Raw genomic sequence first — 20,732 nt, forward strand, 5'->3', positions numbered from 1 at the left:
GAGAAACTGGTCAGGCTCCGGGTAAGCCGCGGCACATCTGCTGGCTGCTACCGTTGCTCCGTTCCCGGCCTGGCGGGGTTTGCAGCAGCGAGATTGCACGGCGCCCGGAGCCTGTCAAAAAAGGCAAAAGTAAAAAGTAAAAAGGCAAAAGTGAAATCACGGGAACTGGCAATCGGGACTTTTACCTTTTGCCTTTTTACTTTTTACCTAACTCGTGGCGGAGAGGGTGGGATTCGAACCCACGGTACGGTTTCCCGTACACAGCATTTCCAGTGCTGCCAGTTCAGCCACTCCTGCACCTCTCCAGGCAAGGCAAAAGTAAAAAGGTAAAAGGTAAAAGTAGGAACGTCGGGTTCCCCCACTTTTTACTTTTGCCTTTTTACTTTTGCCTTCAAAAACTGGCGGAGAGGGTGGGATTCGAACCCACGGTACCCTTGCGGGTACAACGGTTTTCGAGACCGCCCGATTCAACCACTCTCGCACCTCTCCGCATTAGTGGCTCTGCGCTTTCCGCGAAAAAAAGATTGTATCATCTCGCGGCATTCGGTCTCAAGAATGCCGCCTTCGGCCTTGACGCGATGATTCAAAAAATCGGTCGAGCAAATGCCGAAGTGGGTCACGACCGCGCCGGCGCGCTCGTCGGGCGCGCCATAAACCAGCCGCCCGATACGCGCGTGAATTAACGCCCCGGCGCACATGGCGCAAGGCTCAATGGTCGAATAGAGCGTCGCGCCGGTCAGCCGATAATTGCCAACCGCCAGGGCTGCCGCGCGCATGGCGATAATCTCTGCATGCGCCGTCGGGTCGCTGGTTTCAATGACCTGATTATGGCCCCGGCCTTTGACCTCGCCATTGATCACGACAATCGCGCCGATGGGCACCTCGCCCGCCGCGCTTGCCGCCAGGGCTTCGGCCAAGCCTTCGCGCATAAATTCTTCGTCTGATGATGCCATGCCGCGAATCCGCTTCAAAAGACAAAGGCGAATGTTAGCCGCCGCGCGCCCGGCCTGTCAAGAACCAGGCTGGTTGCAATCTTTCGAGCGGCATTGCACAATCGTTCACGCGCCGCACGGCGGCAGGCGGGAGTACCAAAGGCGATGCTGCTGAATACAGAGAACGGGCCATTATATTTTGAAACGGTCGGCAGCGGGCCGCCGCTTGTTTTCTCAAGCGGCTGGGCGATGACGGCGGAATGCTGGCGGCCCACGGCGGCGCTGCTCGGCGGACGCTATCGCTGCTTGCTCTACGACGCGCGCGGTGTCGGGCGGTCGCAGCCTGTCGCGCTCGACGCTCGCTTTGAACTCAAAGATCACGCAGACGATCTGCACCGCATCCTTGAAGCCGCGCAGGTCTTTGACGCGGTGTTGGTCGGCCACGACGTCGGCGCGCTCGTCGCCGCCCAGCTTGCCGCGATGCACCCGCAAGACGCCCGCGCGATGGTTGTCGTCAGTCCGCGCCCCGGCCTGCCCGAAGACGATGTGAAGAATCTCGGCTTGTTTACGCCCGCTCAACTGGCGCTGCGCGAGCTGGCGGCTTTCCCGCTGATTCGCAACATCGTGACGCGCCGCTTCTATCGCGCCCCGCGCCCCTGGCGTGATCGTCTGTCGAGCGATTTTGCTGCGCTCAGCCCGCGCGCGGCTTACGAAACGGCGCTCGCCGCTTCGTCGTTCGAGGCGATTGCCACGCTTGAGCGCGCCGTTGGCGAGAGCGCCGCGCCGGCGCTGTTCGTTTGCGGCGAAAAAGATAAAAAGGGAACTGCCGAAGCACGCCGTCTGTTTGCGCTGTCGAAGGCAGGGAAGCTGGCCACCTTGCGCGGCTGCGGCTTTTTGCCGATGCTGGAATATCCCAAACAGTTTGCTAAACTGATTGACGATTTCGCGGCGATTGCGGCGGTCGCGTCGCCGCGCGCCCTATCGCATAGGTGAAGACGATATGCAGGCGAGCGAGCCGAAAACCGAAGAAGCCACACCGTCGGTGACCCCGCACGACGATGACGCGACAAGCGACCGCGAGCCCTCAAGGCCGCTCGCCTGGCTGGCGCTCGTGGTGCTTGCCGGCGTCTTCATCGTCAGCGTCATCTATCACCCGTCAGAAGGGAATTACTTCACGATCTGCGGCTTCAAGAACGCGACCGGCTTGCCGTGTCCGGGCTGCGGGTTGACGCATTCGTTCTGCGCCTTTGGCAAAGGCCATTGGCTTGCGGCTTTTGAATGGAACCTGCTCGGCCCGCCGCTTTTTTTATTATTGGCGCTCGTCTGGGCGCGGGCCGTTTGCGTTCTGCTGAACCGGCAACGATTCCCGCGCGCCTTCGATTTGTTCGCCGAGCGCTTTCGGCTGATACGCTATACGGCTTTTGCTTTCGCGGTCTTCGGCGTTGGGCGGATCGTCTACATCCTGATCGCAGACCCCGGCAGCCTGCGCCATGCGGCGCTTTCAGAGCTGTGGACGCGCTTGTTCTCTTGACCCTGTCGGGCTCTCGCGTCTTGTCTCGCCGCGCCACTGGCGGCTAATATCACCATAGCCATGTTCAAGCCGATTCTGTTTGCCATCATGCTGGCGCTGGTCTTCGACGTGTGCGGCTATAAGCGTGCGGGCCAGGGCCGCAGCCTGCCGGCCAACGTCAAGACGATTGCCGTGCCCGTCTTTCAAAACTCCAGCCTCAAGTACCGCGTCGAGCAGCGGTTCACGCAGGCCGTCATAGACGAAATTCTCAAACGCGCCCGCGGCATTCGCATCACGCAAAACCCCGACGACGCCGACGCGGTGCTGAGCGGCGACATTCGTGGCTTTCGCGCCGCCGGCTCTTTGCTTGACGACCGAGGCCGCACGCGCTTGTGGGACGTGCGCATCATCACCGCCGTGACCTTGCGCGATCAGCGCACGCGCAAAATTCTCTATCAGGATCAACGCCTCGATTTCAACGGCGAGTATGAGCTGTCGGACGATCCGCAGAGCTTCTTCAACGAAGAGAACCCGGCGGTCGACCGCATCGCCAGAGAGTTCGCGCAGGCGCTGGTTTCGTCCATCCTGGAAGGACTGTGAGCCGGAGATCGCCCAAAAAGAAACTTGATGGCCTGAGCTTCGACGATCTGCGCCGGCAGGTCAAGGCGGGGCAGATCGAGCCGCTCTACGCCTTCCTCGGCGAAGAGAGCTACTATCACGACCACGCGCTGCGGTTGCTGGCGAACACGCTCGACGAAGGCGGACGGCTGTTCAACTATTCGGTGATCGCCATCGGCAGCGACCTGAGTCCCGGCAGAAAAGCGACCGCATGGTCGCTCATCGAAACGGCCAACATGACGCCGATGATGGCCGCGCGGCGCATCGTCGTGGCGCGCGATTTCGACAAGATCAAAGAAGATGAGATCGAGCTGGTGCTCGATTATTTGAAGCGCCCGTCGCCGACGACGACGCTGGTCTTTCAGGCCGCCTCGCTCGACCAGCGGCGCAAGCTGACGGCGGCGCTGATGAAGACCTGCACGCTGGTGGTCTTTGAGCGGTTGTCGGAAGAGAAGGCGAAGCGCTGGGTCGAAGAATTCCTGCGGCGGCGCGGCTTTTTGATTGAGCCGATGGCGCTCGGCCACCTGATCGGCCTGGCCGGCACGCACCTGATGCGGCTGGTCAACGAGCTTGAAAAACTGATGAGCTATGCCGGCGGCGGCACCATCACCGACCCGATGATTACCGATCTGGTGCCGCGCGCCCGCGAGCACAGCAGTTGGGAGCTGTGGGACGCCATCATCGAGCGCCAGCGCGTGCGCGCCCTCAGACTGATGGAGCGATTGCTCGAAGACGGCGGCGAGCCGCTGGTCATCCTCGGGGCGCTCGCCGGCTTATATCGCCGAATGCTGGCGGCCAAAGAGCTGATGGCCCGCCAGGCGCCGACCGAAGAGATTAACCGCGCCACGGGCCGCTTCGGGCGCAACGCCGAACTGTTCAACGGGCGCGTGCTGCGCACCTCGCGCGAAGAGATCGTCCACGGCCTGCGGCGCATCGCGCAGACCGACAACGCCATCAAGAATTCCGAAGCCACGCCGCGCTTGCAGATGCAATATCTCATTGCCGAATTAACTTTGCCCGAAAGCGCCCGCTGGGGTATATTCGGATTTTAGATTTTAGATTTTGGATTTTGGATTGGCAGAAACAATGCTGCATTCGGCAGCGGGTTCTTTAATCCAAACTCTAAAATCCAAAATCGGAGGAGCCTGATGCCCATCTTTGCACACGAAGAGAACCCGCTCAACGATCAGGAATGGGAGAACATTAAATCCGTAGTCATTAACGTCGCCCGCCGCCGCCTGATCGGTCGCCGCATCGTCGACCTGCACGGGCCGCTCGGCCCCGGCGTGCAGACCATCGTCCACGATCACTTCGCCGGCACGACCATGGGTCGCATCGGCCTGCTCGGCGAAGAAGAAGATGACCCGGTGCGCTCTGTGCGGCGCGAGAGCGGCATCATCCCGATCATCTACAAAGATTTCATTCTCCACTGGCGCGACATCGAAACCGCGCGGCAGACCGGCGCGCCGCTCGACGTGGCGGCGGCGGGGGCAGCCGCAGCGTTTTGCGCCGACGCCGAAGACGACCTGATCTTTAACGGCAACCAGGAGATGGGCTACGAAGGCCTGATGGTTGTCGAAGGCCGGCAGGTCATCACGCGGCGCGACTGGACGCAGGCGGGCAACCCGTTTCAAGACGTGGTGGACGCGACGCAGACGCTCGTCGAGCGCGGCTTTTATGGGCCTTACGCCATGGTCGTCAGCCCGCGCCTCTACACGCAAATGCATCAGGTGCATCCCGGCACCGGCACGCTTGAGATCGAGCATATCCGTCAACTGGTCACCGACGGCGTGTATCAATCGCCGCTCATCCGCGATGGCTTTGGGCTGATTGTCTCGACCGGCGCGGCGAACTTCGACCTGGCGGTGGCGCAGGATTTGACCGTCGCTTATCTCGGCGCCGAGCACATGAACCATCCCTTCCGCGTCTTCGAGTCGGTCTATCTGCGCATCAAGCGGCACAGCTCGATCTGCACACTCGAACCCGGTGCGACGGAGACCAGGCCGACGCGCAAGCGCGGATGATTCAAATCAATGAGCGCATACAGAAAAAAGCGAACGGCCGGCGAGCCGTTCGCTTTTTTCTTTTGAAAAGTGTGTGGGTGATTGCTGGCGGGCGGCGCGCTCGGCTAGGCGGTCATCTGGTTGACGCGCACCGTCAGGCGCGACTTGTAGCGCGCCGCGGCGTTGCGATGCAGAACGCCTTTCTGAATCGCCTTATCGATCAACGCCACCGTTTCTTTGAGCGCCGTCTGTGCTTGTCCCTGATCGCCGGCGGCGATGGCCGTGCGCAGTGCCTTAACCTGCGTGCGCAGGCGGCTGCGGTTGCGGCGGTTGACTTCGTTGCGGCGCTCATTCTGACGGATGCGCTTTTCGGCTGACTTATGATTGGCCATGCTTCTCGTTTCTCCTCATCACTGCTAAGAAAATCGTCTTGAAAAAAGACTAGAAGAATAGCCGCTCAGGCCGGCGCGTGTCAAGTATTTGGGCTTAAAGCGTATTTGCGCGGGGTCAGCTAGGGCTCGAACTCAACCACCAGCCGGTTGGGGAAAGGCCCGTCAAACTGTAGCCGCCCCGCGTCGCCCGCCGCCCGCCTGATTGACTTCAGGCGCAACAAGCGTTGCAAAGCGACCGGCAGTTGAACGCGGTTGATGTATTCGCCGAAACAGGTGTGCATGCCATAGCCGAAGTGCAGGAATGGTTCGGTTGGGCGATTGCTGCGGAACTCATCAGGGGCAGGGAACGCTTCAGGGTCGAACATGGCCGCCACCGTGCCGGCAAAGACCAGTGTGCCTTCCGGGATGGTCGCTTCGTAGCGGCTGCCCCTTGCCAGCGTATAAGGCTTGTCACAATGGCGTATGATGATCGGATTGTGCGGATTGAAGCGCAAGGCTTCGAACACATAGGCCGACAGCAAGCGGTCATCACCAGCGCGGGCGGCCTGTTGACTGGCTTGCAACTGCTCCGGGCGACTCAAGAGCTGATCGAGCGCCTGGGTTGCCGCTTTTGAAGTCGTTTCAATCGCGCCGAGAATTGTGCCGCCGACGTTGCGGCGAATCCACGCGTCATCAATGGCGGGCTCCGTCTGGCTCTGCATGCGCAGCAGGCGGGTCAGGAAGTCGTCACGTCCGTTCTGACCGGCGGCCAACTCGGCTTTTCGCCGGGCGATCAACTCATCCATGTAATCGTTCATCTGCCGGGCAGCAGTGTCGGCGCTCGCCGTGACCTGCGGATCATTGTTCAGATTCAGGAAGATGTCACGGAAGATCGCCCGGTGCCAGTTCATCTGAGTGGCTTCGTTGGGACCGGGGACGCCGAAATAGTCCGCGACCAGCCGCGTCGCCACCAGCCTGAATAAGCCGTTGACGACTTCGATTTTGCCATCGGGCCGCGCCGCTTCGATCAGTTGATCGGCGCGGGTGCTGACGAAGCTGGCGATGCGCGGCAGGTCATCCGCGGGGCGTGTCGCCTGTCTGAGCAAGCCATGCTCGCGGCTGTACTGCTCGCCGCGATCCATGCCGAGAAAAAAAGACCCGCTAGTGCGCTCCATCTTTGCGGCGTAGATTTGCCGGACAGTGAAATGCTCGTCTTGCGCCAGCACCTCGGTCACATCCGCATGCCGTGTAACAATCGCAAAGCCGCGAACCAGCACGATGGGCTTATGCTCGCGCAAGCCGGCAAAGAGCGTCCGCAGCACTTCGGGATTGGCCAGCCAGCGTTGCAGGTTCGCCACGGCATGTTCTTTCAGGTTGCTTAAATCTTTTTCGAGGCGCGCGTCTGCCGGCAGCGCAGCGGCCCACAACCGGTGAAGGCGCGCATCTTCTTTGGCAAAGAGCGCCGCAAAGAACGCCTTGATCGCTGCCAGGATTCGATTGAACATGACCGCTCCTTTATCTGCGAGCGCCTTCTCAGATAGTTATTGATGGCGTTTGCCGTGTGGCGCAAGCTAACAGCTTGCGCATTGCCTCGCGCAAGCTAACAGCCTTGCGCTACTCCCGATTGAATACCGCTCTGGTATCACATCCCTGCGGCCAGATATTTCAGCGCCGTGATGCTCGGCAAAAAGAAGTAGCCGCCGCCCTTGACCTGCACAAAGCGCGGCACGTTGCGAATGCGCCGGCGAACCGGTTGCGCCTGGATGACCATGACCGTCATATCGTCATTGTCGCCGGTGACGCCGTCTTTATTATCGTAGAGGCCGTCGAATTTCTGATCGTCCACCCAGGTCTGCTGCACGAACTCGAACTGCCGTTTGATGCTGGCATTGAGCGCGATGAAGATGATGCCCTGCGGCGCTCCGGTCTGAGGAGCCTTCGGGTCGTCCGATATGCCATAGGGTCGGCCCCTGCGGATGATCCGGTGGCGGTTGGCGACGATTAAGGATTCTTCCGGGTTCGGGTCCAACGAATCGCGCGGGTTCGAGCGGCGAATGTGCGAGCCGACCGGGCAGCGGTAACCGTGCGGGTCTTCCTGATGAAATTTGAAGGCGTTTAGCTTACTGACATCTGCGGCAATCGCCGGGTCATCTTTCTCAGGACACATGACCAGGGGAGTGCCGCTCGGCCAGCGCCCCATGAATTTCGCCGCCAGCTTCTGCCCGCCCTCGAAGCTGCCGCCTTGCTGGTTCATGAAATTCCAGAAGGCCGCGACGTCCTGTTGCAGCTTGCGATAGACCATGTAGGTGCCATTCTGGCCGAAGTCTTTGACATCGTCGCTGACCGGCTGGTCGGGCTGATCGGGGTCGGGCGGCACGAAAGGCAGGATGCTCTTTGGGTCGCTGGCAACCGGCACGGTCGGCGTGATGGGCAACTGGCCATAGGCGTTCGCGTAGCCGAGAATGAACTCGCCGGCCTTGATGGCTTCTTCGCCGCTGCCCTCCGCGTCGTCCGTAGGCGCTCGTTTGCTGTAGCCCTCAACCGCGGGCTGCGACAGCCCGTCACGAAATCCGAACGGCTCCTCGTTCCTCTCGTTGATAAAACAGTCTTGCTCGTATAGCAAGGTCACGCCGCCCACCTGCTCCAGATGTTGATGCTGTCGCGCGGCAATCTCGTCCATCGCCGCCCGGTCGTTGGCATAGAGCATCAACAGGATGTGCAGATGATCTTTGGCAAGCGGCCCAAGCGTGCCACCCAACTCCCATTTGTCGGGATGGCTTTCGCGGGTGTCGCCAAGCACGCGGGCACGATTCTCTTCGCCCATGCCCTCTTTGAATTCCCTGGAGAAGGTGTTCTTCTTGTCCTCGTAGCCGAACTGTTCAAGCCCGGCATAGCTGAAAGCAATGTTCAAGCTGGTCCTGGGCCTCGGCGTCCCCTTTGGCCATTGCTCGGAGGTCGTCACCTCGGCGATGATGCCGCTCAGCCACACCTTTGCCCTATCCGTATCTTCGACCTCGAGGAAAAGGTATTTCGAGTAGGGCTGATGCTTGTAGCCGCGGAGAATGACTCCTTGAATTTCGCTCAGGTTCAAATCCGTCATCGCAGACTCCTATTGCGGAAGCGTCTGTCGTCGGCGCTTAGAAAAGTCGCAGCCAGCTTTCGGTATCGGCGGCATTCAGCGCCGGCTCGATCTGGTTGCGCATCGTGAAGTTGTCGAGAATATTTTTCACGGTCTCGTTGGCGTGGGCGCTGTACCAGACCTGCGTCGGAATCTGTTTGGCGCGCGCCCACTCTTTGAAGCGCTCTTCGTCCCTGGCCCCTTTCGAGAGCAGGAACTCGGTCTTTGGGAACTCGACCGTGTTGCTCCAGACCGCCGTCAGCCCGACGGCGGCTTTATCGATGAAGTCGCCGAGATAGTTCTCCCAACTGCCGTCAAAGTTGCTGAAGAAGAGCAGCCGCCGCGAATTATCGATCATCACCCAGCGCGCAAAGTGGATGGTTGGAATGCCGCCGAGCGAGCCTTTGTACCAGTAGAGCCGCGCCGCCAGATTAATCACCCACAGCACGGTTTTCAGCGTGTACAGCCGAAACGCCCCGCCTTTGATTTCGACGAGGTGCGTGAGCTGATTCTGCACCTTGTGATTTTCGCGGCGGAAGATCGCGTCATCTACCGGCACAAAGTTCACGGGCATCTGCGCGTCTCGCTTCTCTTTTCTCCGCAGAACGAGCAGGAAAAGCCCGACGAGCAACAGCGGCGTCAAAAAGAGCAGTATCCGCGCGATGAGCGGCAGGGGGAGAAAAAAGACCGGGAACGGCAAGAGTACCAGCAGCGCGACCACGAGCCCCACGATCAGACCGATGTGGCGCATGACGAAAGTCAGCTTCAACGGGTTGGTCTCCAGCCCGGCGCTCTGCGGCGAATGCAGGAAGCCCTGGATGCGCCGGCGCACTTCAGCCGCCGTCAACCCTTGGAGGTCGCCGTGGTCGCCTTGCTCGTCAAGAAAGCCTTCGATGCTCTGCCGCAAGCGCGTGTTGTTATGAATCTCTTTGGCCGATCTGCCGGTATAGGCCATGTAAAAGGCGTTATAGGGAATCATATGTTTGCGAAAGTACTTTTTGAATTGCTCTTTGTTTGCCGTCCCGGCGCTTGGGTAGCCTTCGCAGTGGCCGTAAATCTGGTCGAAGCCGTTGGCGGCATGCTCGATGAAGGCGTCGAGCAGATCATCCAGATCGCCATCGTAATTGGCCTCCATCGCCAGATAGGGACGGTAGCCGCGCGCGGCGTCTTCGGGGATGATGACCCAGCGGGCGAAGTGGATCGTCGGAATGTCGTAGAAGCGAATGTACTGGTTTGCCTTCGTGCCGCCAATGTTGTCGCCGATCAGGTTTAATAACTCTAGCAGCGATCCGTCCTGATTGGGTTTGATGGGAGAAATCACCGTCAGCGCCCTTTGCTTCATAAGCCCTCGCGGTTATCCGTGTGGCTGAATTCAGCCCGGAATCCTGAATCTTCATTCTCTGTGAAGTAAGGGGAATGAGCAGAGCCGGCGTCGCCGGACGAGCGCCCGGGTCACACCGACTTTAGAGCGGTTTTCGATTGCGCTGCATAGCAAGCGCAATCTAACAGATTGCGCTACACCCGATTGCAAACCGCTCTAGGCATTCCCTTACCAGATTTGGAGGAGCCAGCTGCGACCGTGTCTTAAAACACGGGTAATATATCACACAAAAATAAGGTGTCAACTTGCCGGTTTAACTTTTTCGGGGGGCCATTCGCGATGCCGTTCGCGGCTAGTCCTTGCCGAAGCGCGTGACCGTGAAACGTTCGACGCGCACCGGCTGGTCGGGGCGAATGCCGGCTTTCATGTGAACCGCTTGCCACTGCTCCTGCGCCGAATCGATGCCGGCGATGCGCGGCAATAACAACCCGCGCCGGCGGCCATCGAGGGTTTCGATGATGACGCCGTACTGCGAGGGGTCGAGGTCTTCGATGCCGCTCACCGGCTCTGGGAGCGACAGCACGTCAACGCCGTAGGTCAGGTCGCTCAACTCATCCGGCCTCACCGGCAAGAAGCGCGGGTCGCGGGTCGCCGCGCTAATGGCGTTCGCGATGATTTCAGAGGCGACATTTTCACTGGTTGGCTGAATCGTGCCGATGCAGCCGCGCAGCTCGCCGCTGCGCATCCTTAGGGTGACAAACACCCCGGCGCGCTCGACCAGCACGCCCGTCATTCCTTCCGGCGTCTCTAAGACCTGGCCGTCGCGGATGAACGCTTCGACGGCCCGGCGTGCCAGTTCCTGCGGTGTGAGATCGCTCATAAGATATTTGGCAGTTGCCAGTTGCCGTTTGTCAGTTGCCGGCTGGGGAGTCCCGATTACCGCTATCCAACTGACAAACGGCGACTGGCAACTGGTAACTGCTCACTTATTCCCGATTCGCGTCAAACAACACGGCGACCATATAGCCGACGCCGAACGGGCCTTCATAGCTCAGCACTTCATGGTTGCGTGGGCGCTCATCGACGCCGCCGAGCGCGATAATGATCGAGCGATAGCCACACTCGCCGGCGCGCGTCCGTAAGTCTTCGTCTATGCCGACGACCTGGGCCGCATCGCCTGTGGCGATGGCTTCGACGATCTGCTCGTCAAACAGGTGCGCCGTCGGCTCGAAGGGGTAAGGGCCGCCGACGATCAAACGGTGGCTCAGATCACCGCTGGCAACCAGCGCCACGCGGCGGTTAATCGAAGCGGCGGCCTGCGTGATGGCGCGACCGAAGGCTAGATGTTTCTGGTTGTCTTGCAGGGTAAAGCCGAAGACGACAACGCGGCCGCGCCAGCCGGCTTCGTGCAGATAGTAAAGCGGCACCAGCGCGCCGTGATCGAGTCGCTGGTCGCGCCCGAGCCGCGCGAAACTGACACCCGCACTGGTGGCGCTGCGCTCGACGGCGTCGAGCAGCTCAAGGTCGTTCGGAAAAGCGAGCCGCACGTGCGGCGCGGCGAAGTCGCGGAAGTCGCCTTGCAGCTCGACCTCGGCGCGCGCCGTGAAGCTATGCGGGTCGAGCGGCGAATGCGGCGAGATGACGACAACGGTTTCAGGCCGCGTGGCGAGCAAGCGTTTTGCGAAGTCGCGCATGGCTTGTTGCGAATCATTGACCCGCGCGATGCGATGGCCTCCGACTTCGGGCACCAGCAGCGGCGGGTGGGGGGCAATGCCGGCAAAGACAAGTGAGTCAGCCATGATGTATGTCCTCCTTCATGATCTCACCGGCCCGCAACAAGCGCGACTGCTCTGTCATTAAATCTTATCCCGCAAGCCCCGCCCCGTCCAACCCGCATGGGCCAGCGGCAGGGTCTATTCATTCTCCGGACTTGAACCGCCAAGACGCCAAGGACGCCAAGAGAACGCCGAGCTTTTCTTGGCGGTCTTGGCGTCTTGGCGGTTCATCCCCAATGGTTATTCGAGAATGAATAGACCCTGGGGCCAGCGGCGTCAACCTTGACTAGCCCGCAAACCGTCTGCTAGATTTCGCGGTTACAGCGAGCCATTGCGCGCTTCATGTATAGATACCTGCCGCAGGGAATTTACCGATAGGAGGCTTGACATTAGTGAGCACGAATAAACGCTTGTTTACGTCGGAGTCTGTGACCGAGGGGCATCCCGATAAGATTGCCGATCAGATTTCCGACGGTGTGTTGGACGCTATTTTAAGCAAAGATCCGTATGGCCGCGTCGCCTGCGAAACCTTGCTGACCACCGGCCTGGTCGTCGTCGCCGGCGAGATCACCACCGAAGCCTGGGTCGACATCCCGAAGATCGTCCGCGAGACCGTCCGCGATATCGGCTACACCCGCGCCAAGTACGGCTTCGATTGCGAGACCTGCGGCGTCATCACGGCGATTGACACGCAGTCGCCCGACATCGCCATGGGCGTAGACACCGGCGGCGCCGGCGACCAGGGCATGATGTTCGGCTACGCCTCCAACGAAACCGCGGAGCTGATGCCGCTGCCGATCATGCTGGCGCATAAGCTGACGCGCCGCCTGTCGGACGTGCGCAAGGAAGGCTTGATGGATTACCTGCGGCCCGACGGCAAATCGCAGGTGACGGTCGAATACGAGAACCACAAGCCTGTGCGCGTCAACGCCGTGGTCGTTTCCTCTCAGCACTCCGAATCGGTTTCCAACGAACAGCTTCACGACGAAGTCATCCATCATGTCATCAAGTCGGTAGTGCCGGAAGAGATGCTCGACGCCGACACGAAATTCTTCATCAACCCGACGGGCCGCTTCGTCGTTGGCGGACCGCAGGGCGACACGGGACTGACGGGCCGCAAGATCATCGTTGACACCTACGGCGGCGCCGGCGCGCACGGCGGCGGCGCGTTTTCGGGCAAAGACCCGACGAAGGTTGACCGCTCGGCCAGCTACATGGCGCGCTACGTCGCCAAGAACCTGGTCGCCGCAGGTCTTGCCGAGCGCTGCGAAGTGCAGCTCGCCTACGCCATTGGTGTCGCCGAGCCGGTGAGCGTGCTGATTGACACTCGCGGCACGGGTCGCATCGATGAAGAGAAGCTGTCGCAGATCGTCCGCGACCACTTCAAGCTGACGCCCGCGGGCATCATCGAAACGCTCAACTTGCGCCGCCCGATCTTCAAGAAGACCGCGGCCTATGGCCACTTCGGCCGCTCAGAGCCGGAGTTTACCTGGGAGCGCACAGACAAGGCCGAGGCCCTGCGCCGCGCCGCCAATCTGTGATTCAGGTGATGGGTGATGGGTGATGGGTGTTGGGTGTCGCTCAATGGCGAAAGCTATCTCCGACCTAACACCCAACACCCATCACCCATCACCCTTTAAGGGAGAAAAGAATGACGAGTAGCTCGAAAGTACCGAATTGCGATGTGAAAGACTTGGGCCTGGCGGCTGCCGGCAAGAAGCGCATTGAGTGGGCCGAGCGCGAGATGCCTGTGCTGCGCTTGATCCGCGAGCGCTTCGCCGAATCGCGTCCGCTCGAAGGCGCAAAGCTGGTCGCCTGCTGCCACATCACGACCGAAACCGCGAACCTGGCGCGCGCCTTGAAAGCCGGCGGCGCTGACGCCGTGCTGATCGCTTCCAACCCGCTGTCGACGCAAGACGACGTGGCGGCGGCGCTGGTGGTCGAATACGGCATCCCCGTCTATGCCATCAAAGGCGAATCCACAGACACCTACCGCACCCATGTGAAGATGGCGCTCGACACCAACCCGAACCTCATCATTGACGATGGCTCGGACGTCATCGCCACGATGGTCAGAGAATATCCGCACTTGATCGATACGCTGGTCGGCTCTACCGAAGAGACGACGACCGGGCTGGTGCGTTTGCGGGCGCTCGAAAAGATGGGCCGCCTGACGTGGCCCGCCATCGCCGTCAACGACGCGCAGACCAAGCACTTCTTCGACAACCGCTATGGCACCGGCCAGTCAACGCTTGACGGCGTCGTGCGCGCCACCAATATTTTGCTGGCGGGCCGCACGCTGGTGGTCGTCGGCTACGGCTGGTGCGGCAAAGGCGTGGCGATGCGCGCGCGCGGCATGGGCGCGAACGTCGTCGTCACCGAAGTCAACCCGATCCGCGCCATCGAAGCCGTGATGGACGGCTTCCGCGTCATGACAATGGACACGGCCGCGCCGCTCGGCGACATCTTCATCACCGTCACAGGCAACCGCCACGTCATTGATGGCCATCACTTCGCGCAGATGAAAGACGGCGCCATCGTCGCCAACTCCGGTCACTTCGATGTCGAGCTGAATCTGGTGGCGCTCGCCGAGATGAGCGAGGAGCGCGAAGAGTTGCGCCCGTTCGTCGAACAGTATCGCGTCAAAGCGACAGGCAACCGCGTCATGGTGCTGGGTGAAGGCCGCTTGATCAATCTGGCCGCCGCCGAAGGCCACCCGGCTTCGGTCATGGATATGAGCTTTGCCAACCAGGCGCTGTCGTGCGAATACCTGGTCACCAACAAGGGCAAGCTAGAGCCCGGTTTGCGATTGCTGCCCGAAGCGGTTGATAACGAGATCGCCTCGCTCAAGCTCGAAGCCATGAACATCAAGATCGATGAGCTGACGCCAGAGATGATCGAGTACATGAATACCTGGGAAGCGGGAACCTAGAGCGGTTTTCGATTGGGTTTGCCCTGTAGCGCAAGGCGGTTAGCTTGCGCAGCGTAACCGCCTTGCGCTACATAGCGACAGCAGTGATGAGCGGTGATTGATGCCCTGGCGGAACGGCTGCCCGGTGCCTCACTCATTGCTCATCATTCGTCTTTTTGGGGTCGGGGTTTTCACGGTCGGCTTTGCGGCGCGGCACCTGGCGGCGCTCGCCTTTGCGGGTACTCAGGATGCTGCCATCGGGTTGCGGCTGCGGCTCGCGGCGTTCAGCTTGCCGACGGTCGCCGCCTGAGCGGCGGTCTTTGCCATTCCAATCGTGGTTGCTCATATCAATTGAGAAGTCGCGCCCGGATAGAAGGCCGGGACGCACTTGCAGGTGGTCGGCGAGCAGACGCCGGATCATCGGCAAGGGCGCGGCGACGCCGGGACGATACCGGCTTCACGCGGCGCGGCGGTAAATCGTCAAGCGTTTAGTCAGCCGAGCCGGAAGAAGACGAACCGCCGGTCGCTTCCGTGCTGGCGTTGCCGGTTTCGGCTGCCGGCTCGCTCGCCGTCGCCGCTTCGGCAGTTACACCGTGACTCTCCCTATCTTCAGCCTTGTCGCCTTCGGCCTCGGGCGAGTCGGTGAAGAATTCTTTCAGCTCTTTGCCTGGCTTAAAGTAAGGGACACGCTTGGCTGGCACATCAACCGGCTCGCCGGTCTTCGGGTTGCGGCCACGGCGCGGGCCGCGCTCGCGGGTGCGGAAACTGCCAAAGCCGCGCAATTCGACCTTTTCGCCTTTGTGCAGCGCCCCGATAATCGAATCAAAAACCGTTTCGACAATCACTTCCGCGTCGCGCTTGTTCAACTCCGCAGCGCGCGCCACTTCTTCTACAAGCTCTGCTTTCGTCATCGGACTCCTGTTGACCGCCGCTGGCGGCATTTATGATTATGCTGTTATTGTGCCGCGCCCGCCTGAAAGCCGCGAACGCGCCGGATGCTTGATGCGTAACACTCCCGAGCCCCGGCCTGCGCCGACTGGTTCAAATCACGCACAAGTATCTACAGCTAAAGGCCAGAAATCAAGTCGAAAGACGTCGCCGCGTCGTGCCGGCGCGGCACGCCGGTTGTCAGGAGCGCGGACCATCCACTACAATACAGCGCGAACGAAGCTTGAATTACCAAGACAACGCCGATGCCCTTTCCTGAAGCCGCAAGGATAGAACTGCCGATATTGCAGGAGCTAGAAGCCACCGGCGGCAGCGACCAGTTGCGCTACCTCTACGACCGGCTGGTGCATTACTTTCCGCAGTTGACCGCTGATGATCTATTGAGCCGCTCGCCGTCGCGGCGCAACGCCTGGAATCGCGTCGTCCAGCGCGCCGGGCGCGAGCTGGAAGAGAAAGGCGAGCTGAAGCGCGAGCGCACGCGCTGGACAATCACAGCCCGTGGCCGCCAGCGCGTCGAGGCCGAAGCTATGCGCCCGCAGCCTGCCGAAGCGATGAGCGAAACCGCGCGCACGCTATCGCACAAAGACGCGCAAGCCATGCTTGTCGAAATCGGCATGATGCTGGGCCGTCATGCCGAGGCCGAGTTCGATTATTACGATGTCGTGTGGCGTGATTCGACCAACTCGCCGCGCCTCAGCCACGTCTTTGAAGTGCAGATTGCCGGCAGCGTCGATAGCGCCCTGACGCGCTTGAAGCATGCCTACGACGCGCAGCGCTCGCTGCCGTTTCTGATTGTCGCCGACGAACGCTCGGCGCGTTTTGCGGGCAAGCGGCTGAGCGGCTCGTTTCACGAAATCTGGGAAGTCATCACGGTGATCGGCGTCGGCGACTTGCAGCGTTTGTACGAGGCGCTGCACGCGCAGCGCGCCTTGCTCGAAAAGCTCACCGCCAAGCCGTGACGCGAGGCCACTATGAAAAAGCATTTCTTCGCCTTCTTCTTCATTGCTCTGATGAGCGAAATGGGCACAAGCTGGCTGGTGCGCTACCACAGCGTTGCGCCGGAGGCCGACTTGATCTGCTTCCGCAATCTTCAGACGATGATCGCCAACCGCCTATGGGTGTGGGCCGTTTTCTTCCTGTTATTGAGCGCCATCTGGCTGCTGCTGTCGAGAGGCCAGCGGGCGGCCTGATGCGCTCGCGCTGATTGTTTCACTTATGAGCACGCCGCTGCGCCGACAATACCTGGAGATCAAGCGCCGCTATCCGGGCATGATCCTGCTGTTTCAAATCGGCGACTTCTACGAGACCTTTGACGAAGACGCGCAGACGCTGGCCCGCGAGCTGGGCGTCGTGCTGACCCGCAAATGGTTCGGCAAAGGCAATGCCCATCCGCTTGCAGGCGTTCCCGTGCGCTCGCTCGAAAGCCATCTGGCCAAGCTCATTCAGCGCGGCTATAAGGTCGCCGTCTGCGATCAAGTGACGCCGCCGGGCAAGGGGCTGGTCGAGCGCGAAGTCACGCGCATTATCACGCCCGGCACGATCATCGAGCCGGGATTGCTCGAACGCCGCGCCAACAATTATCTCGCCGCCTTCATCATTGATGAGCGCCTCGCCGGCATCGCTTATGCCGACATCTCGACCGGCGAGTTTCGCATGACGGAACTGAACCGCGAGCAGGCCATCAGCGAGCTTGAGCGCATCGCCCCGGCAGAGCTGATTGCGCCGCGTGACATCGAATTGCCGACGCTTGAGATTCGCTCGATCACACGGCTCGACGAAGCACTGGTTTCCTTCACGGCGGCACGCCGCGCTCTGCTTGAACACTTTGACGTCGCGTCGCTTGCGGCCTTCGGCGCGGAACAGTCGAAACCGGCGACGCGGGCGGCGGGGGCGATCATCGCTTACCTGCGCGACACGCAGGGTGACGCGCTCAGTAATCTGACTCACTTGCAAAGCTATCGCGCCACGAGCTTCATGCAGCTCGACCCGCAGACCTTGCGCAACCTGGAAATCTTTCAGGGCTGGGACTTCACCGGCGGCGCGCCGACCGGCTCGCTGGTGGCGACCATAGACTTGACCGAAACGCCGATGGGCGGGCGCCTGCTGCGGCGCTGGCTGCGCCACCCGCTGCTAGAGATTAATGAGCTGCGCGCTCGCCAGGATGCGGTCGAATGGTTCGTCAAGCGCGGGCAGACGCGCGAGCGCAGCCGGGCGCTGCTTGAAAACGTGCTTGATGTCGAACGCCTGCTTGGTCGCATTCGCCGCCGCCTCGCCGTGCCTTACGAGACCTTGAGCCTGGCGCACAGTCTCAAGCATGTCGGCGAGCTTCGCGCGTTGCTCGAACGCGACGGCGCGCCGGCGGATTACTTTGCGCAGCTAGAAAAGTGCGACGACGTGATTGCCTTCATCGAAGGCGCGATCAGCGACCGCCCGCCGAGCGACTTTGAGCGTGGCGGCATCATCCGCCCAGGCTTTTCGCGCGAGCTTGACGAGTTGCGCGCCATACTCGGCGGGGGACGGACGTTCCTCGCAGACTTCGAGAAACGCGAGCGCCAGCGCACAGGCATCCGCTCGCTGAAGGTTGGCTATAACAAGGTCTTCGGTTATTACATCGAAGTCACGAAGCCAAACCTGCGACTGGTGCCGGTGGAGTATGTGCGCAAGCAGACGCTGACGAATGCCGAGCGTTTCTTTACGCTTGAGCTGAAAGAGCACGAATCGCTGATCGCTAACGCCCGCGAGCGCATCCTCGAACTGGAGACGACACTGTACCGGCAGGCGTGCGACGAAATCAGCCGGCACCACGACCGCATCAGCCGTGTCGGCGCGGCGCTCGGCCGGCTCGACCTGTTCACGGCGCTTGCGGAGCTTGCCGTCGAGCGCCAGTATGTGCGGCCAGAGCTGACCGAAGACGACGAGCTGACGATCATCAAGGGCCGCCACCCGATGATTGAGCAGATGTTAGAGGGGCGCGAGTTTGTCGCCAACGATACGCGGCTGTCGAACCACGACACACAGATCATGTTAATCACCGCGCCGAATATGGCCGGCAAGTCGGTTTATCTGCGGCAGGTGGCGTTGATCTGTCTGCTCGGCCAGATCGGCAGCTTCGTGCCGGCGCAGTCGGCGCGGCTGGGGTTGCTGGATCGCATCTTCACGCGCATCGGCTTGAACGATTACACGTTGCGCGGTCACTCGAGCTTCATGATCGAGATGATCGAGACCGCGCACATCCTGCATCACGCGACGCCGCGCAGCCTCGTCCTGCTTGACGAGATCGGGCGCGGCACCTCGACCGCCGACGGATTATCGATTGCGCGGGCGGTGATCGAGTATCTGCACAATCAGCCGCGGCTTCAGGCGAAGACATTGTTTGCGACCCACTATCACGAGCTGACCGATGTGAGTGATTACCTGCCGCGCGTGCGCAACTATCACGTCGCGGTGCGCGAGCGCGGCGGCAAGGTACACTATCTGCACAGGCTGGAAGCGGGCCGCGCCGAAAAGAGTTTTGGGATTTACGTCGCCCAGATTGCCGGCTTGCCAAAACCTGTGCTGCGCCGCGCCGGCGAGCTGTTAAACGAGCGCGATCAAGCGGCGAGCGAAGCAAAACGCGGCGGCGGTTCATCCGAAACGCTCGCGCCGGCGTACCGCGCTTTGCTCGACCAGCTTGCCGCGCTCGACATCAACGAGTTGAGCCCGGTCGAAGCGTTGACCAGGCTCTACGAGATGCAACAGCGCGCCAAGGAATTAAACGGGGCGAATGATTGAATGACCGGCAGCGGCGAGCGCGGCAATGGCCGATTCCAGATGCGCTTGCTTGACCAACAGGTAATCGGTGTCGAAGGTCGAGATGACGAAGATGCTGATGCCGGCAGCGGCGAGCGGCGCGGTTAGACTCGCCATCACGCCGACCATCGAGAAGGCGAGCGGCCCATGAACTTTCAAACCTCGCCAATCCCCCTCACTCTGAATGTCGTCGGGAACCTCTCGTTGATGACAGACAATGGAAAGCTCGTCTGCCGTGCGCGTGATGCTGTAGAAGTTAGACGCGAAGGCCCAACCGGGAATTACCGCATCAGGTGACAGGCGGCAGATCGCCAGCGTATCAGGTAGCAGGGTTAGCTTGAACATCAGGGGCGATTAACCACGGAGGCACAGAGGCACAGAGGCACAGAGATAGCCCGGAGTATCCTCTGTGCCTCTGTGCCTCTGTGGTTTTCTTTCATTTCTTGATGACTATCCAAGCTCGTCTTCGGAATAGACGGTCGGCGTCAACGCCGAGTCGTACTCAAAAAGTTCCGCCGCCTCGAAGAAGCGCGCCACTTCAGCCTTCGCGGTTTCGAGCGAATCCGATGCGTGAACCAGATTGGCCTGCACGCTCATGGCCCAGTCGCCGCGAATCGTGCCGGGCGCGGCCTCGCGGGCTTTGGTGATGCCGCACGACCGGCGCACGGTTTCGACCGCATCGAGCCCTTCGATGCAGATGGCGACCACCGGCGTCAGTGTCATGAATCGCTTGGTGCCGGGAAAGAATGGCTTATCGGCCAGATGGCTATAATGCTCGTTCAGCAAGGCGTCCGTGAGCTTCATGAATTTCATGCCGGCGACTTTCAAGCCTTTGTCTTCAAAGCGCGCCAGGATGCGGCCAATCAGGCCGCGCTGCACCGCGTCGGGTTTGATTAAAACTAAAGTGCGTTCCATACAGTCTCCTTCTGGTTGAAATTAATAACCGATTAATATAGCCGACGCGGCGCGCGGCGGACAAGCAGGCGCGACCGCTGCGCCGGGCTCGCTGCAAAGGGCGGGCGCAACGGCGCGGCGATGGTTTATAATTGCCCTTCGATTTTGCCGCAAAGGAAAACGTGATGAGCGACCGATTGAGCGATGCTGAATTTCAGGAGAAAGCCGAGACGACGATCCGCGACCTTGAGGAAGCCTTCGCGGCGCTCGGCGAAGACCGCGACCTTGATGTCGATGCGCAGGGCGGCATCCTAAGCATCACTTTTGAAGAAGGCGAGCCGGGCCGCTTCATTGTCAGCCCGAATTCCTCTGTGCGCCAGTTGTGGGTATCGGCGCGCGTTTCGAGCTACAAGTTCGACTGGTCCGCGGAAGCGAATGCTTTTGTGCTGACCGGCACAGGCGAGCCGATCAAGCAGGTGATGACGCGCCTCGCGCAAGAACAGCTCGCCGACCAGAACGTGACGTTATAGCCGCGAAGAGAA

Annotated in this window: 22 protein-coding genes, 2 tRNA genes and 1 other RNA gene; 11 read left to right on the forward strand and 14 right to left on the reverse strand. The window is 60.8% G+C overall.

Annotated features, from left to right (window positions below; translation table 11 throughout):
- Positions 1–12: 12 nt before the first annotated feature.
- From ffs to tadA, 4 genes are all read right to left on the reverse strand, one after another.
- Positions 13–110: signal recognition particle sRNA small type (gene ffs / locus VJ464_07475), an RNA gene on the reverse strand.
- A 105-nt stretch (positions 111–215) separates the two neighbouring features.
- Positions 216–305: transfer RNA gene (locus VJ464_07480), tRNA-Ser, on the reverse strand.
- Between the two features lie 94 nt (positions 306–399).
- Positions 400–489, reverse strand: a tRNA-Ser gene (locus tag VJ464_07485).
- Positions 468–953 carry a tRNA adenosine(34) deaminase TadA gene (gene tadA, locus VJ464_07490; GenBank protein HKQ04955.1) on the reverse strand — a complete coding sequence of 162 codons (486 nt, stop codon included), beginning with the start codon at positions 951–953 and terminating at the stop codon, positions 468–470. The genes VJ464_07485 and tadA overlap by 22 nt, the downstream gene beginning before the upstream one ends.
- Positions 954–1,097: 144 nt before the next feature.
- On the opposite strand from tadA, the gene VJ464_07495 reads away from it, so the two are divergent.
- The 5 genes from VJ464_07495 to VJ464_07515 all read left to right on the forward strand — a co-directional run bounded on the left by VJ464_07495 (position 1,098) and on the right by VJ464_07515 (position 5,084).
- On the forward strand, positions 1,098–1,925 hold the full coding sequence (locus VJ464_07495; protein HKQ04956.1) for an alpha/beta hydrolase: 828 nt from the start codon (positions 1,098–1,100) through the stop codon (positions 1,923–1,925).
- A 7-nt stretch (positions 1,926–1,932) separates the two neighbouring features.
- The gene (locus VJ464_07500) at positions 1,933–2,463 is read left to right on the forward strand and encodes a DUF2752 domain-containing protein (GenBank protein HKQ04957.1); all 531 of its coding nucleotides are present in this window, start codon (positions 1,933–1,935) and stop codon (positions 2,461–2,463) included.
- Between the two features lie 60 nt (positions 2,464–2,523).
- Positions 2,524–3,042, forward strand: coding sequence for an LptE family protein (locus tag VJ464_07505; GenBank protein HKQ04958.1), 519 nt, complete (start codon positions 2,524–2,526; stop codon positions 3,040–3,042).
- Positions 3,039–4,112 carry a DNA polymerase III subunit delta gene (holA, locus tag VJ464_07510; protein HKQ04959.1) on the forward strand — a complete coding sequence of 358 codons (1,074 nt, stop codon included), beginning with the start codon at positions 3,039–3,041 and terminating at the stop codon, positions 4,110–4,112. Before VJ464_07505 ends, holA begins: the two co-directional genes overlap by 4 nt.
- Before the next feature lie 96 nt (positions 4,113–4,208).
- Positions 4,209–5,084, forward strand: a complete 876-nt coding sequence (locus tag VJ464_07515) for a family 1 encapsulin nanocompartment shell protein (GenBank protein HKQ04960.1) — start codon at positions 4,209–4,211, stop codon at positions 5,082–5,084.
- 104 nt (positions 5,085–5,188) lie between these two features.
- Here VJ464_07515 and rpsT read toward each other — a convergent pair whose 3' ends face one another.
- The 6 genes from rpsT to amrB form a co-directional block, all read right to left on the reverse strand.
- Positions 5,189–5,455: a 30S ribosomal protein S20 gene (gene rpsT, locus VJ464_07520; protein ID HKQ04961.1), complete on the reverse strand. Its 267-nt coding sequence runs from the start codon at positions 5,453–5,455 to the stop codon at positions 5,189–5,191.
- A 119-nt stretch (positions 5,456–5,574) separates the two neighbouring features.
- Positions 5,575–6,939 carry a cytochrome P450 gene (locus VJ464_07525; GenBank protein ID HKQ04962.1) on the reverse strand — a complete coding sequence of 455 codons (1,365 nt, stop codon included), beginning with the start codon at positions 6,937–6,939 and terminating at the stop codon, positions 5,575–5,577.
- A gap of 137 nt (positions 6,940–7,076) precedes the next feature.
- The gene (locus tag VJ464_07530; protein ID HKQ04963.1) at positions 7,077–8,534 is read right to left on the reverse strand and encodes a peroxidase; all 1,458 of its coding nucleotides are present in this window, start codon (positions 8,532–8,534) and stop codon (positions 7,077–7,079) included.
- A gap of 37 nt (positions 8,535–8,571) precedes the next feature.
- Positions 8,572–9,894, reverse strand: coding sequence for a hypothetical protein (locus VJ464_07535; GenBank protein HKQ04964.1), 1,323 nt, complete (start codon positions 9,892–9,894; stop codon positions 8,572–8,574).
- A 331-nt stretch (positions 9,895–10,225) separates the two neighbouring features.
- Positions 10,226–10,753, reverse strand: a complete 528-nt coding sequence (gene amrA, locus VJ464_07540) for an AmmeMemoRadiSam system protein A (GenBank protein HKQ04965.1) — start codon at positions 10,751–10,753, stop codon at positions 10,226–10,228.
- A 106-nt stretch (positions 10,754–10,859) separates the two neighbouring features.
- Positions 10,860–11,672, reverse strand: a complete 813-nt coding sequence (gene amrB, locus VJ464_07545) for an AmmeMemoRadiSam system protein B (protein HKQ04966.1) — start codon at positions 11,670–11,672, stop codon at positions 10,860–10,862.
- Between the two features lie 368 nt (positions 11,673–12,040).
- Between amrB and metK the strand changes: the two genes are divergently transcribed.
- Together metK and ahcY are read left to right on the forward strand one after the other, a co-directional pair.
- A complete protein-coding gene (metK, locus tag VJ464_07550) occupies positions 12,041–13,189 on the forward strand; it encodes a methionine adenosyltransferase (protein ID HKQ04967.1) in 1,149 nt (382 codons plus the stop codon).
- A gap of 110 nt (positions 13,190–13,299) precedes the next feature.
- Positions 13,300–14,580 carry an adenosylhomocysteinase gene (gene ahcY, locus VJ464_07555; GenBank protein HKQ04968.1) on the forward strand — a complete coding sequence of 427 codons (1,281 nt, stop codon included), beginning with the start codon at positions 13,300–13,302 and terminating at the stop codon, positions 14,578–14,580.
- A gap of 133 nt (positions 14,581–14,713) precedes the next feature.
- Here ahcY and VJ464_07560 read toward each other — a convergent pair whose 3' ends face one another.
- Both VJ464_07560 and VJ464_07565 read right to left on the reverse strand, forming a co-directional pair.
- The gene (locus VJ464_07560) at positions 14,714–14,986 is read right to left on the reverse strand and encodes a hypothetical protein (protein HKQ04969.1); all 273 of its coding nucleotides are present in this window, start codon (positions 14,984–14,986) and stop codon (positions 14,714–14,716) included.
- A gap of 61 nt (positions 14,987–15,047) precedes the next feature.
- Positions 15,048–15,470: an HU family DNA-binding protein gene (locus VJ464_07565; GenBank protein HKQ04970.1), complete on the reverse strand. Its 423-nt coding sequence runs from the start codon at positions 15,468–15,470 to the stop codon at positions 15,048–15,050.
- Positions 15,471–15,752: 282 nt separating this feature from the next.
- Between VJ464_07565 and VJ464_07570 the strand changes: the two genes are divergently transcribed.
- From VJ464_07570 to mutS, 3 genes are read left to right on the forward strand one after another with little or no spacing between them, the layout of a single operon-like run.
- Entirely contained in the window at positions 15,753–16,466 is a 714-nt protein-coding gene (locus VJ464_07570; protein HKQ04971.1) for a hypothetical protein, read from the forward strand.
- 12 nt (positions 16,467–16,478) lie between these two features.
- Complete coding sequence (locus VJ464_07575) at positions 16,479–16,697, forward strand: hypothetical protein (GenBank protein ID HKQ04972.1); 219 nt, start codon at positions 16,479–16,481, stop codon at positions 16,695–16,697.
- 25 nt (positions 16,698–16,722) lie between these two features.
- Positions 16,723–19,278: a DNA mismatch repair protein MutS gene (gene mutS, locus VJ464_07580; GenBank protein HKQ04973.1), complete on the forward strand. Its 2,556-nt coding sequence runs from the start codon at positions 16,723–16,725 to the stop codon at positions 19,276–19,278.
- Here mutS and VJ464_07585 read toward each other — a convergent pair.
- On the reverse strand, positions 19,258–19,641 hold the full coding sequence (locus VJ464_07585; GenBank protein HKQ04974.1) for an ACT domain-containing protein: 384 nt from the start codon (positions 19,639–19,641) through the stop codon (positions 19,258–19,260). The two genes, mutS and VJ464_07585, sit on opposite strands and share 21 nt — an antisense overlap.
- A 105-nt stretch (positions 19,642–19,746) precedes the next feature.
- A complete protein-coding gene (ndk, locus tag VJ464_07590; GenBank protein HKQ04975.1) occupies positions 19,747–20,211 on the reverse strand; it encodes a nucleoside-diphosphate kinase in 465 nt (154 codons plus the stop codon).
- 164 nt (positions 20,212–20,375) lie between these two features.
- Between ndk and cyaY the strand changes: the two genes are divergently transcribed.
- Entirely contained in the window at positions 20,376–20,720 is a 345-nt protein-coding gene (gene cyaY, locus VJ464_07595; protein ID HKQ04976.1) for an iron donor protein CyaY, read from the forward strand.
- Positions 20,721–20,732: the final 12 nt, after the last annotated feature.

It is taken from the genome of Blastocatellia bacterium (assembly GCA_035275065.1).
Classification (GTDB): domain Bacteria; phylum Acidobacteriota; class Blastocatellia; order UBA7656; family UBA7656; genus DATENM01.